The 12,855-nt window shown below is 42.0% G+C and carries 11 protein-coding genes; all 11 read left to right on the top strand.

Going from position 1 to position 12,855, the window contains the following annotated elements; translation table 11 throughout:
- Positions 1 to 11 precede the first annotated feature (11 nt).
- The 11 genes from RRU94_RS18870 (at position 12) to RRU94_RS18820 (ending at position 12,806) form a co-directional block, all read left to right on the top strand.
- On the top strand, positions 12 to 1,472 hold the full coding sequence (locus RRU94_RS18870) for an aldehyde dehydrogenase family protein (protein ID WP_315692392.1): 1,461 nt from the start codon (positions 12 to 14) through the stop codon (positions 1,470 to 1,472).
- Between the two features lie 639 nt (positions 1,473 to 2,111).
- Positions 2,112 to 3,131 carry a DctP family TRAP transporter solute-binding subunit gene (locus RRU94_RS18865; protein ID WP_315692390.1) on the top strand — a complete coding sequence of 340 codons (1,020 nt, stop codon included), beginning with the start codon at positions 2,112 to 2,114 and terminating at the stop codon, positions 3,129 to 3,131.
- A 149-nt stretch (positions 3,132 to 3,280) separates the two neighbouring features.
- A complete protein-coding gene (locus RRU94_RS18860) occupies positions 3,281 to 4,423 on the top strand; it encodes an acyl-CoA dehydrogenase family protein (protein WP_315692388.1) in 1,143 nt (380 codons plus the stop codon).
- A 53-nt stretch (positions 4,424 to 4,476) separates the two neighbouring features.
- The gene (locus tag RRU94_RS18855) at positions 4,477 to 6,072 is read left to right on the top strand and encodes an acyl CoA:acetate/3-ketoacid CoA transferase (RefSeq protein WP_315692387.1); all 1,596 of its coding nucleotides are present in this window, start codon (positions 4,477 to 4,479) and stop codon (positions 6,070 to 6,072) included.
- 4 nt (positions 6,073 to 6,076) lie between these two features.
- Positions 6,077 to 7,825 (top strand): FAD-binding protein, encoded by a 1,749-nt coding sequence (locus RRU94_RS18850; protein WP_315692386.1) that lies wholly within the window; start codon positions 6,077 to 6,079, stop codon positions 7,823 to 7,825.
- Positions 7,822 to 8,586, top strand: a complete 765-nt coding sequence (locus RRU94_RS18845) for an enoyl-CoA hydratase/isomerase family protein (protein WP_315692384.1) — start codon at positions 7,822 to 7,824, stop codon at positions 8,584 to 8,586. The genes RRU94_RS18850 and RRU94_RS18845 overlap by 4 nt, the downstream gene beginning before the upstream one ends.
- A gap of 16 nt (positions 8,587 to 8,602) precedes the next feature.
- Positions 8,603 to 9,313, top strand: a complete 711-nt coding sequence (locus tag RRU94_RS18840) for an RraA family protein (RefSeq protein ID WP_315692382.1) — start codon at positions 8,603 to 8,605, stop codon at positions 9,311 to 9,313.
- Positions 9,310 to 10,305 carry a 2-hydroxyacid dehydrogenase gene (locus RRU94_RS18835; RefSeq protein ID WP_315692381.1) on the top strand — a complete coding sequence of 332 codons (996 nt, stop codon included), beginning with the start codon at positions 9,310 to 9,312 and terminating at the stop codon, positions 10,303 to 10,305. The genes RRU94_RS18840 and RRU94_RS18835 overlap by 4 nt, the downstream gene beginning before the upstream one ends.
- Before the next feature lie 391 nt (positions 10,306 to 10,696).
- A complete protein-coding gene (locus tag RRU94_RS18830) occupies positions 10,697 to 10,828 on the top strand; it encodes a hypothetical protein (RefSeq protein WP_315692379.1) in 132 nt (43 codons plus the stop codon).
- Between the two features lie 131 nt (positions 10,829 to 10,959).
- A complete protein-coding gene (locus RRU94_RS18825) occupies positions 10,960 to 11,535 on the top strand; it encodes a TRAP transporter small permease (protein ID WP_315692378.1) in 576 nt (191 codons plus the stop codon).
- The gene (locus tag RRU94_RS18820) at positions 11,532 to 12,806 is read left to right on the top strand and encodes a TRAP transporter large permease subunit (protein WP_315692377.1); all 1,275 of its coding nucleotides are present in this window, start codon (positions 11,532 to 11,534) and stop codon (positions 12,804 to 12,806) included. Before RRU94_RS18825 ends, RRU94_RS18820 begins: the two co-directional genes overlap by 4 nt.
- The last annotated feature ends 49 nt before the right edge of the window (positions 12,807 to 12,855 follow it).

The raw sequence follows: 12,855 nt of genomic DNA, 5'->3' as shown, positions 1-12,855 counted from the left end.
AGGTGAGAAATATGGAGGCTATTCAAAATTCGACTATTATTGTTAACAACTATATCGGTGGAAAATGGGTTCCGTCATCAAATAATGAAACCTATCAAAGAGAAAACCCGGCTAATATTGAAGAAACGATTGCAATTGCACCAAATTCAACGGAAGAAGATGCAAACCGTGCAGTAGAATCAGCTCACAAAGCATTTCAATCCTGGTCTAAAGTTCCAGCTGTTACACGAGGGAAATATTTATATCAATTTGCTGAGGTGCTAGAAGCAAATAAAAAGGAAGTAGCTGAATTGTTAACCATCGAGCAGGGGAAACCTCTTGTTGAATCACTGGGTGAGATTAATAAAACGATCAGCGAAGTTCGCTTTACAGCCGGCGAAGCATCCAGATTATCTGGTGAAACACTGCCAAGCGAACGAGAAAATGTAGATATTCGGACAATCCGCGTACCGAAAGGCGTTATTTTAGCCATTTCCCCGTGGAACTTTCCGCTTGTGACACCGCTTCGAAAAATCGCTCCGGCACTAGCTGCAGGAAATACAGTCGTTTTTAAGCCGGCCAGTATAACAGCTGCAATGGGTGCTAAAATCGTCGAATTGTTTGAAAAAGCTGGCCTGCCGGAGGGTGTTTTAAATTTAGTGATCGGTTCGGGTCGAAGTGTTGGAAATCAGCTTGTAAACCACCCGAAAGTACGCGGAATTACCTTCACAGGCTCAACTGGTGTCGGCTCAAGCATTTACGAACAGGCAGCCAAGAGGCTCGTACAGGTACAGCTTGAAATGGGTGGGAAAAATGCAGCAATTGTGTTCGATTACCCGGATATTGAAGGAGCCGTAAATCAAATTATTCCAGCTGCGTTTGCGAATGCCGGACAAAGATGTACATCCATCAGCCGAGTCATTGTAAGTGAAGCAGATGTCGGTCGGGTTGTAGAAGCTTTGAAGAAAAAAACAGAAGAATATACGATTGGCGATGGTATAGAGGACAACATTACCATGGGTCCTCTTGTATCAAAAGAACAGCTTAAAACGACTCAATCCTATGTCGAAATCGGTCTGGAAGAAGGAGCAGAGCTCGTCACAGGAGGAAAAGAGGCAAAGCTTGAGAAACGGGGATACTATTATGAACCGACTATATTTTCTAGCGTAAAACCTAGTCACAAAATAGCGAAAGAAGAGATATTCGGCCCGGTACTTGTTGTGTTATCTGCATCGAGCTTCGAGGAAGCGCTTGAAATATGCAATGACAATGAGTATGGACTTGCAGCTTCTTGTTTTACCCAAAATAAAGCCTATCAAACTGCATTTGTGAATGGGGCACAAGCAGGCATGATCCATCTAAATAACGGTACAATCAGCGAATCTCATGCACCATTTGGCGGATTGAAGCATTCTGCTATCGGTCCGTATTCCATTGGCAGCACAGCAAAAGATTTCTTTACCGAACTAAAAGTCATTTATGATGCCAATTAAAAAAGTAAGTAAATAGATCTGCAGAAATGATTAATTCTTGGTGATGACCTTAGCCCTTATGACTTGTCATTGCCGGAGACAATGCTGCTTAAATTTTTTAGAAGGTAAAAGCTTTCTATTATTCGTTGAGTTCTATTTACTTTCACACATATAATTCCTGTTTACTCATTGAAAGTCATACGTTAACCCGTTTGAGTACAGCCATTTCACTTGAACATTTTATCGATAATATATAATCGAAAAAAGCGTTTCCTTTTTAATTGGTGAAATGGCGATGGGCTTAACGATGACTGTTATTCTCACACTTGTTTTAATGCTTGATGAAATATACAGACCTTGATCCGGTTTATTTTTAGTATCTTCTTCGTCCTTAGTTGTGTTATTGGCTCGTTAACTCCTCCTGTCGATGTCATACGTGCTTTTGTTTGTAGCATGACAAAAATCGGAAGGGAAGAAAAATATTATTAAAGTCATTTGACCTTTCCCGTCGGAAGAAATTATGGTTTTGATTCTTCTTATTTTGTTCCCAACGATCACCGTCACAGTGCCGCTGGAATTTTTAACAAAAGCAGATTTCAGCTTTTGTTGATCTAGTAACTCGAAAACAATTATAAAGCATTATACAGGGGAGGGAATGTAGTGAAAAAGATTTTACTGTTAGTTTTAATTTGCATGTCAATTGTTGGATTGACTGCTTGTTCCGGTAACGAAGAGAAAGGAACAGAGGCAAATGGCAGTAAGCCAATAGTGATGAAGCTTGGATCAGTAAATAATGATAAACACACTCTTCATGACGGTTATGAAAAATTTAAAGAAATTGTAGAGAAAGAAACGAATGGGGAAATTAAAGTAGAGATCTACATGAATGGTTTGCTAGGGAATGACCAATCCATGATTGAAGCTCTTCAATTAGGAACTATCGAAAGCGTGGGTGTTTCTACATCAATGTTAGCAAACTGGGCGCCATCTATGCTGGCATTTGATTTGCCTTTCATGATTAAAGACGAAGCTACAGCAGATAAAATATTAGACGGGCCTTTCGGTGAAAAAGCAGCAAAGCAGTTGGAAGAAGAGCAGCTTTTGCTTTTAGGTTATATGGAAAATGGTTTTAGACAGCTTACAAATAGTAAACATGAAGTAAAAACGCTTCAAGATATGGAAGGATTCAAAATTCGGACAATGCAAACACCACTTAATCTAGCAACATGGAAAGCATTAGGTACGAACCCGACACCAATGCCTTATACAGAACTTTTTACAGCGATGGAGCAAAAAGTTATCGATGCACAGGAAAATCCGTATGGAAACATGGCGCTTGATAAATTTTATGAGGTGCAAAAGTATCTGACTCAAACAAATCATGTCTACAATCCAATGGGACTTGTCATCTCTAAGAAGTTTTATGATCAATTGACTCCAGAACAACAAAAAGTGATCAAAGAAGCCGGTGAAGAAGCTTCTATTTATCAAAGAGAACTTAATCGCGAAAAAAGTCAGGAGTATTTAAAAACACTGGAAGATAAGGGCATGGTGATTACAGAACTATCCCCAGAAGCACGGAAAGAATTTGAGGAGAAATCTCAAAGTGTGAATGAGGAATTTAAAGAAAAAATCGGCAAGGAGTATTATGACGAGTTCGTTGCGGAAGCAGGAAAATAGGCTAACGTAATGAAAGATAAAACGATAAAAACTCGTAATTTCAATTACGCAGAGCTGGAAGAATAATTTCCGGCTCCGTTTCAAAAACAGCTCTTTTATTATCGTTTGGATTGTTAAAAATTATTTCAAGAAAAGGGGAAGGGATCCATATGCAACTAACTGAAACGCAACAAGATTGGAAAGAAGTCGCACGGGATTTTGCCAAACGTAAACTAGAGCCTGCTACAGAATGGCTGGAGGGTGAAAAGTTCTGGGCCAATGCAAAGAATCTAGCGGACCACGGATTTTTAGGATTAACACTTCCAGAAGAATACGGGGGAATGGGCCTGAATTTATTTGATGCGGTGCTGATCATTGAAGAATTGTGCCGCGTATGCCCGACAAGCGGCCGCCATGCATATCACGCAAGCATGGGGATCGCGTCCTTCATTAACACGTTGGGAAATGAAGAGCAGAAGAAAAAATATTTACCGCTTATTACATCCGGCAAGCTGTTCGTTGCACTCGGGATGAGTGAACCAGAAGCGGGAAGTGCAGCAACCGATATTAAGACGACGGCTGTTGAAGACGGTGAATATTATCGTTTAAATGGATCAAAAGTCTTTATCAGTGATGCGCATCTTTCTGATGTATTTGTTGTATACGCACGCTTCGGCAATTCAGGCCGTACATCCGATATTGGCGCCATCCTTGTAGAACGTGGAACACCGGGCTTTACGGTAGGACCAAATGAAGAAAATATGAGCGGTGAAATTCAATGTGCGCTCTATTTTGAAGATGCAATGGTGCCAAAAGAAAATGTTCTGGTCACTCAGGATGCCTTTAAAAAGTTAATGGGCGTGTACAATGGCGTTCGCTTGGGATTCTTGGCGCAAACAATGGGGATTACCCAGGCGGCATTTGACCGTACGATGGAACATGTAAAGCAAAGGAAGCAGTTTGGCAAAGAAATTTGTGAGTTCCAGGGATTACAATGGATGATCTCAGACATGTATGTACAGCTTGAAGCGGCTCGTACACTTTTATACCGCGCAGCGGAAGCAGCTTCAGATAATAAGCCTGATAAAAATGCAGTGAGTGTTGCGAAAATTTTCGTGGCAGAAGCTTCTCAAAAGATTACCGATACGTGCATTCAGCTTCATGGCGGTTACGGTTTTTCAAAGCAATATCCACTGGAATGGTATTACCGCTGTGTACGGGCTGCTTCTATAGCAGGCGGTACGCTGCAAGTTCATAAAACGATGCTCGCATCGAGTGTATTGGAAAGAAAGTTTGACCAGCGAAGCAAATAAAAACTGTGTGGCTGTAAGCCGTTAAAATTATAAAGAAAAAAGGGGGAGATGAGATGGGAACATCATCTCGTATCCAAAAAAATAACTCAAAAATTGTTTCAGCTGAAGAAGCAGTAAAAAATATTCCAAGTGATGCCACCATTACGATTGGCGGCCTGATTTCCATTCTCTGTCCGGAAAAAGTAATGGCTGCACTCGGAGACAGGTTTGCACGCACGGGAGAACCGAAGAATTTATCGGTCATTACACCGGTAAGGGTCGGCTGGGATCCAAATAAAAGTACGGGGCTTGAACATGTAGCGCAAAAAGGAATGCTGAAACGGCTGATAAGCGGCAGTTTTAATGTGAAGGAAAGCCCTAAATTAACAGACATGATTAAAAATAATGAAATCGAAGCGTACAATTTTTCAATGGGTACCTTATTTCAATTAATTCGCTCTATAGCGGGTGGACATCCGGGTCTTTTAACAACAGTAGGGCTGCACACATATGTCGATCCACGTCAGGACGGCGGCCGGTTAAACGATTATACGAAAGAAGAAATCGTTCGACTGCTTGAAATTGATGGAAAGGAACATTTATTTTATCCTTCTTTTCCAATCGATGTTGCCATTATCAGAGGAACAACGGCAGATGAAAACGGTAATATTACACTTGAAGAAGAACCAGCGACATTAAGCGGTCTTGAGATGGCGATGGCTGCTAAAGCAAGCGGCGGATATGTTATCGCCCAGGTAAAGCGAGTTACCGAGAATAAAACACTGCATCCGCGTTCTGTCGAAATACCTGGCATTTTAGTTGATGCGATTGTGATTGATGAAGAGCAGACACAAAGCTTGCTGCCTGATTACGAGCCGAGCTGGACAGGAGAAATTAAAAAGCCGCTCAATCAGCTTAAGAAAGCGCTGCCTCTTGATGCCAAAAAAGTGATTTTGCGCAGGGCAGCTCAAGAAGTCGAGAAAGGATCCATCATCAACCTTGGTGTAGGCATTCCCGTTGACCTTCCACAGCTTGCTTTAGAAGGAGGATTTTTCGATGATGTGACGTTTTCTTTAGAACATGGAGCAATTGGCGGCGTTCCTATGGGTGTAGAAGTGTTTGGTGCCCATACAAATCCAGAGGCCTTTGTCACTTCTCCTCAAATATTTGATTATTACCAGTCAGGCGGCCTTTCCACAACATTACTGGGATTTGCGCAAATTGACGGAGCTGGGAATGTGAATGTAAGTAAGTTTAACGGAATATTCCGTGGTTCCGGCGGTTTTATCGACATTACGCATAAAACACCAAAAATTATGTTTTGCGGCACATTAACGAGCGGGGGATTAAAAGTTTCAATCGAAAATGGAGAAATCAACATTGAACGTGAAGGAAGGCATAAGAAATTTATTAACTCCATTGAGCATATGACATTTAATGCGCAGGAGGCACTGAAAAAAGGGCAGGAAGTTCTTTATGTGACAGAACGATGTGTATTCCGTCTAGAAAATGACGGGCTGGTTCTTATTGAATATGCACCTGGTATAGATGTGCAAAAAGATATTCTTTTAAATGTAGAATGCCCGGTAAGAGTCGCAGATAATGTCAAGCTGATGGATCCAGCGCTTTTCAGCCATGACGAGAATAAAAAAGTAATGGAAAGGGTGTAAAGGCGTGACTATTAAAGTAGACCATATAATTGAAACCGATGTACTGGTTGTTGGAGGCGGAGGAGCTGCTGCAAGAGCAGCTCTTTCAGCAGCACAAACAGGCGCCAATGTGCGGATGGCAATCAAAGCAAGATGGCTGACAGGCGGTTCGACTGCCACCGCGTTTTCGGAATTATTGGCGATCGCTGCAGCGATTGGACATGCGGATGAACGGGATCATCCAGAAATTCATTATGAGGACACGCTTGATGCTGGAAGAGGATTTATTGATCCAGAGCTTGTCTGGACACTCGCATCAGAAGTTCCTGACCGCATTCAAGATTTGATCGATATTGGTTTGAACTTTGATAAACAGGAAAACGGCAAACTCGTACAAGGAATGAGTGATTTTGCTACATATCCAAGAACGTGCCGGGTAAATGGTGTTACAGCACGACACATTTTAGTGGCACTTGGAAAACAAATCAAAAAGCGCAATGTGCCGATTGATGAAAATATGATGGTATTTAAATTATTAACAGGTGATGACCAAGCCATCTCAGGCGCATTGGGCATGAACCGTGAAACAAAAGAAATCACCCTTTATAAAACGCCTTCTGTGATTCTTGCATGCGGCGGTGCCCAGCATGTTTACAAATACGCAGTTGGAACTTCTGACATGATCGGAAATGGGTATGCCATGGCCTATGAACTTGGAATCCCACTGGTCAATATGGAATTTATTCAGATTGGACCGGCAGCGGTTAAGCCATCCATGACCCTGTTATCAGGCCCTGTATGGAAAACAAAACCGATTTTGACCAACAGTAAGGGAGAAAATATTCTCCAAAAGCATGTTCCTGAAAATATATCAATTGATGACGTTTACAACGAAAAGGTCTTCCCGTTTACAATTTCTTCTGCGGCTTATTATTTGGATACGTCCATTCAAAAAGAACTCGAATTAAACCCGACGCCAAATGGTGGTGTGTGGGGGATTATGCCTCCTGGATCCGAAGCGATTGTCGATGAAAAGATACCGAAAACAAAAGGTGTTTTAAAAGCAAAAGGCATCGATGTTTTTAATGATCCTTTTGAAGTGGCGCTTGTAGCACAGTGTATGAATGGCGGCGCTTTAATTGAATCGCCGGATGGAACGACAAAAGTAGCCGGTTTATTTATCGCTGGAGAAACAGCAGGAGGATTGCGCGGCCCGGATCGTCCAGGAGGCAACTCACTTGCTGAAGGCCAGGTTTTTGGTCATCGTACAGGCCAGGCCGCTGCCAAGCACGCTGAGCAGTCAGGAAACCATATGGAGTCTGAAGAAAAATCACACGCAGTACTTGAAAATCTTATGGGCTGGATGAGGCGCAGCAAAGGTCAGAAAGAGCTGAATGACGCCATCATTTCTTTACAAGAAAATATGTACCAAAATTGTCTTGTGATTCGCAATGAAGATCGCTTGAATGACGCCATGACCCATATTCAAGCATGTGAGCAGTCACTTGAAAGCGGTGAGTTTCACATTGATCAAGACAATCTTTCTGCAGCCATCGATTTTAAACATATGCTGACCGTGGCAAAATCGATTGTTTTATCTGCGCAAACACGTACAGAAAGCAGAAGCTGTCATTACCGCGAAGATTATCCGGAAAAAGATGATGAGAACTGGATTAAGAGTATTTTTATTGCACAAGAAAATGGAGAGATGGGAGTGCACACGCGCCAATGGCCTCGTCATCGTAAAAATGAAAAAAGTGAAGTTAAATTATGAATGTGACAGTTTCGATTGATGAAGGTATCGCCTCTATTTTGCTTCATAATCCTCCATTAAATATTTTGTCAAACGCAGTCAAACGGGACATAAAGGAGACCTTTCAATCTCTTGCAAGCAATAAAAACGTGCGGGTCATTTTATTTGAGACAGCTGGCGAGCACTTTTGCTGTGGCGCTGATTTAAAAGAATTTCCTGATCGGATTAAGCAAAACAAAGCAAAAGAGGCTTGGATTGAAGGACACGGCATGCTGCAAGCCATTATGAATGTTCCCCAGCCAACGATTGTTTGTGTAAAAGGAAATGCACTTGGCGGCGGAGCGGAATTGGCCAGTGCATTCGATATTCGTTTATTCGCCGACGACGTTTCATTCGGCTACCCGGAGGTAAGCCGGGCTGTTTTTCCGGGTAATGGGGGGCTGGAAAGGTTTATGGAGCTTTCTGGAGAATCGCATGCCGCCTTTCTGTTTTTAACTGGTGAAAGAATCTCAGCATCCGAGGCATTAAGAATCGGTATGGCGAATAAGGTCGTGGAAACCGAGAAGCTGGAGCTTGAAGGAAAGAAAACAGCACAGCTTCTCGCTTCGTATTCAAATGTCACGATTCAAACGATTAAAAGAGTCATTCAAGATTGCCTGAAAGGGGACCAATTTTTCCGAAAAGGAATGAATGACTTCGCTTCTCTTCATGAGACAGAGGATGTGAAAGAATCCATTACAGCTTTTTTTGAAAAAAGAAAACCCGTTTATCAACATAAATAAAGTGGGGGCGTAAAACATGAACATGGGATTTAGAATATTTTCAGTCGAAAAGCAGATTGATCCAGCCATCGTGGAACAATTCAAAGATGTTGTGACGCCGCATATCAGTGATAATATGAACCGTATCCATGCAGCAGGTGCGGAACTGCGGCCGTACCATAAGGATGGGAAACTGGTCGGCTCTGCGATTACAGTGAAAACAAGACCTGGAGACAATCTGCTTGTGCATAAAGCCATTGACCTTGCACAGCCAGGAGAGGTAATTGTTGTTGATGCAGGCGGCGATACGACAAACGCGATTGTAGGGGAAATAATGCAAAGAATCGCGAAGAGAAAGGGTATTGGCGGCTTTGTGATTAATGGTGCCATTCGGGATTCTCTGGCTTTCAGAAATGATACATTTCCTGTTTATGCAAAAGGTGTGACGCACCGAGGCCCTTACAAAGACGGTCCGGGTGAAATTAATGTACCGATTTCGATTGGCGGTATGATTATACATCCAGGCGATTTGATTGTCGGAGATGAAGATGGACTGGTTGTTGTTCCAATCGATGAAGCTGAAGAGATTCTGAAAAAAGCACAAAAAATGGCCCAGAATGAAGAAAAAATATTTGAGGCTATTGAACAAGGAACCGTTGACCGATCCTGGGTAGACCGTACGCTAAAAGAAAAAGGCTGTGAATTAATTGTTACGCCTTCGCTTATCAGCAGCGGTGAAAGTATATGAAACCAAAAGTATACATTACGAGAAAACTTCCAAAGCCGCTTGTAGAGAAAGTAAGTTATTTATGCGACGTGCGAATGTGGCAAGAAGCGGAGATTCCAGTTCCGCCTGAAGTATTAGAAAAGGAGATTCGATGTGTAGACGGCTTATTATGTTTACTGACAGAAACGATTGACGATTCTTTGATGAGTAAAGCGAAAAATCTTAAAATTATTGCAAATATGGCTGTTGGTTATAATAACATCGATTTGAACAGTGCGACAAAACGCGGCATTATGGTCACAAATACACCAGGGGTTTTAACTGAAACAACAGCGGATTTAACCTTTGCTTTATTAATGGCAACAGCACGCCGCATAGTGGAATCATCAGATTATTTGAGAAAAGGTGAATGGACAACATGGTCTCCCATGCAGTTAACCGGTCAGGATATTTATGGCGCGACATTAGGGATTGTTGGACTGGGAAGGATTGGAGAAGCCCTTGTGAAAAGGGCCAAAGGCTTTGATATGAATGTTCTTTATTATAATAGAAGCCGGAAGGTTCACCAAGAAGAAACACTTAAAATTAAATTTGCATCACTTGAAAACCTCCTTACTTTCTCGGACTTTGTGTGCGTTATGACGCCTTATACAAGAGAAACACACCACTTAATAGGCAAAGAACAGCTGGCATTAATGAAAGAAAATGCTGTTCTAATTAATACGGCGAGAGGAGGAATCGTGGATGAAGACGCTTTATACCACGCGTTAAAAACCAAACAGATTTGGGGAGCGGGTATAGACGTTTTCGAAAACGAGCCGGTTTCTTTAGACCACCCTTTGTTAACGCTGCCGAGCGTGGTGACTCTTCCGCATATTGGAAGCGCGAGCATTGTCACCAGAACAAAAATGGCCGACTTAGCGATAACGAATTTGCTCCAAGGGGTAAGAAACTCAATCCCTGATAACTTGCTTAACGAAATAAAGCGTAATGAGGTACTGAGGAATACCTAATTAGTGGAAGACAGACATTAGCTATCTCATAGTCTCTAGCCTTATGTAAAAGATAAGTCTTCTATTAAGACTTGTCTTTCTTTTTTTGAATACTGCAAAAAGTATGGATGCCCCCATGTCTCTTTAGAAGAAGCAATGAATTCAACAATGACTTACCAGAGCTTGTACTTGATGGTAAATTAGTTGTTTTGTCTGATCAAATTAGTACGATAAATGAATCGAACAAAAAATTTCAGAAAGTATTGAAAATTATGAACGCAACTTGTAATATGTTTCATATATTATACCGATTATCTATAATCGAAAATGAAAAAGGAGGGCTTATTATTCAAAGAAGTATAGTTATTTATCAGATAAAAATGTAAGCGCTTTATAAAAAGGAGGAAAGGTAGTGAAGGCTACACTTACCGGTTCTGCAGATATAGCAGAAAAAGAAACTGACGGATCCATAAAGGTAGAAATCTACCGGGATGTTTTATTAGGGAAAGACAATATCATATTTGAAGGGTTGAAAAATTCCTAATAGAAATTTTTGGAATCCTTTTGGTGTCACTCCTATGAACCACAAAGTAAAAAAATCATTTGACTATATAAGTGCCCAGAGAATGAGTCTTAATAAACTAAATTTAACTTTGTTAGGGAGGTAGAGAGACAATGAATAAAATATCAAAATCATTAGAAAACACATTAAACATTGTTATGGCTCTTGCATTAGCCATTATGGTCGTTCTTGTATTCGGCAACGTAGTTCTTCGCTACCTTTTCAATTCAGGTATTACCTGGTCAGAAGAAATGTCGCGGTACCTTTTTATTTGGCTGACGTTTCTCGGTGCCATTGGCGCCTTTAAAAACAAAGAACACTTAGGCGTGGACATGCTGATTAAGCGGCTTCCTAATAAGATGAAAAGAGTTGTACTTGTGATCAGCGATTTACTGATATTAGCCGTCCTTTACCTTGTCCTTGACGGCAGCTGGAAGATGACGATGATTAACATTGACAGCAAGGCGCCAGCTACAGGCCTGCCGCTGGCTTTTGTATATGGGACAGGCATTTTAGTCAGTATTTCTATGGGAATCATGACCATTTATAACTTGTATCAGGTGATGTTTAACAAAATCAAGGATGAGGACTTAGTTAAGATTAGTGATTCAGAAGAATTGATTGCTCTTCACGAAGAAGAGTTTATCACAGACGACATCATGATAAGCAAGGAGGAGAAAAAGGCATGATCGGTGTATTTGTCGGATCTTTACTCGGTGCAATGGCATTAGGAATGCCGATTGCCTTTGCCCTACTTGTAAGCAGCGTGATCTTAATGTATGCCCTTGGTATTTTTGACAGCCAGATTATCGCGCAGAACCTCATCAGCGGCGCGGATAACTTCCCGCTTATGGCGATCCCGTTCTTTATGCTGGCGGGAGAGTTAATGAATCAGGGAGGGCTGTCACGGCGGATCGTTGAAATGGCGATGACGCTGGTTGGCCATATTCGCGGAGGCCTTGGTTATGTGGCCATTCTGGCGGCTTTATTATTTGCCAGTATCTCTGGTTCAGCTGTAGCCGATACAGCAGCTCTTGGTGCCGTCTTAATTCCGATTATGGCTAAAGCCGGCTATAACGTAAACCGGTCGAGCGGACTGATTGCTACAGGGGGAATTATTGCCCCGGTCCTGCCGCCAAGTATTGGTTTTATCATTTTCGGTGTGGCAAGTGGTGTATCTATTACCCAGCTGTTTATGGCGGGAATTGTGCCCGGCCTGTTAATGGCTCTCGGCCTGGTGGTTACATGGGCCATTGTGGCCCGCAAGGATAAGGTAGAAGTGCAGCCCCGCGCATCGGTTAAAGAGATGCTTGCTGCTGTTCGTCACGGAATCTGGGCTTTATTCCTTCCAGTTATTATTATTGCAGGATTGAAATTTGGGATTTTTACACCGACGGAAGCCGCGGTTGTAGCCGCTGTATACGCACTGTTTGTCGGTCTTATTGTATATCGTGAATTAAAAGTGAAAGACTTATTCAACGTATTTGTTCATGCAGGCAAGATGACCAGTGTCGTCATGTTTCTGGTGGCAGCCGCACTCGTTTCCTCCTGGCTGATCACGGTGGCTAACCTGCCTGGCGCAGTCATTGGAATGCTAGAGCCGTTCCTGGACAAACCGCTCCTTCTGCTCATTATGATTAACCTGCTGGTGATCGTAGTTGGAACCGCCATGGATATGACGCCGACGATTTTAATTTTAACACCTGTTTTAATGCCGATTATTGACGCAGCGGGTATTGATCCTGTTTACTTCGGTGTCCTGTTCATTCTGAACAACGCAATTGGTCTCCTTACGCCTCCAGTTGGAACGGTCTTAAATGTTATGTGCGGAATAAGTAAAATCAGTTTGGAAGATTTGATGAAAGGCATCTGGCCTTTCCTGCTTGTAGAAGTCATTATCTTAATTTTGTTAATTTTGTTCCCGTCATTAGTATTAGTCCCGCTTGAGTGGTTTACATAAACTAGTATCCACCTCTAATACTGATTTTTTCGCGGAATACAATTTTACG

The sequence above is a fragment of the Domibacillus sp. DTU_2020_1001157_1_SI_ALB_TIR_016 genome (assembly GCF_032341995.1).
Taxonomy (GTDB): Bacteria; Bacillota; Bacilli; order Bacillales; family Domibacillaceae; genus Domibacillus; species Domibacillus indicus_A.
The sequence above is the reverse complement of the archived record's forward strand: the minus strand, read 5'-3'. Positions and strand labels throughout refer to the sequence as shown.

Excerpts from the sequence above, each read along its gene's own strand:
- RRU94_RS18835 (WP_315692381.1), top strand. The coding sequence starts at position 9,310 with ATGAAACCAAAAGTATACATTACGAGAAAACTTCCAAAGCCGCTTGTA.
- RRU94_RS18855 (WP_315692387.1), top strand. The coding sequence starts at position 4,477 with ATGGGAACATCATCTCGTATCCAAAAAAATAACTCAAAAATTGTTTCA.
- RRU94_RS18860 (WP_315692388.1), top strand. The coding sequence starts at position 3,281 with ATGCAACTAACTGAAACGCAACAAGATTGGAAAGAAGTCGCACGGGAT.
- RRU94_RS18840 (WP_315692382.1), top strand. The coding sequence starts at position 8,603 with ATGAACATGGGATTTAGAATATTTTCAGTCGAAAAGCAGATTGATCCA.
- RRU94_RS18825 (WP_315692378.1), top strand. The coding sequence starts at position 10,960 with ATGAATAAAATATCAAAATCATTAGAAAACACATTAAACATTGTTATG.
- RRU94_RS18820 (WP_315692377.1), top strand. The coding sequence starts at position 11,532 with ATGATCGGTGTATTTGTCGGATCTTTACTCGGTGCAATGGCATTAGGA.
- RRU94_RS18845 (WP_315692384.1), top strand. The coding sequence starts at position 7,822 with ATGAATGTGACAGTTTCGATTGATGAAGGTATCGCCTCTATTTTGCTT.
- RRU94_RS18870 (WP_315692392.1), top strand. The coding sequence starts at position 12 with ATGGAGGCTATTCAAAATTCGACTATTATTGTTAACAACTATATCGGT.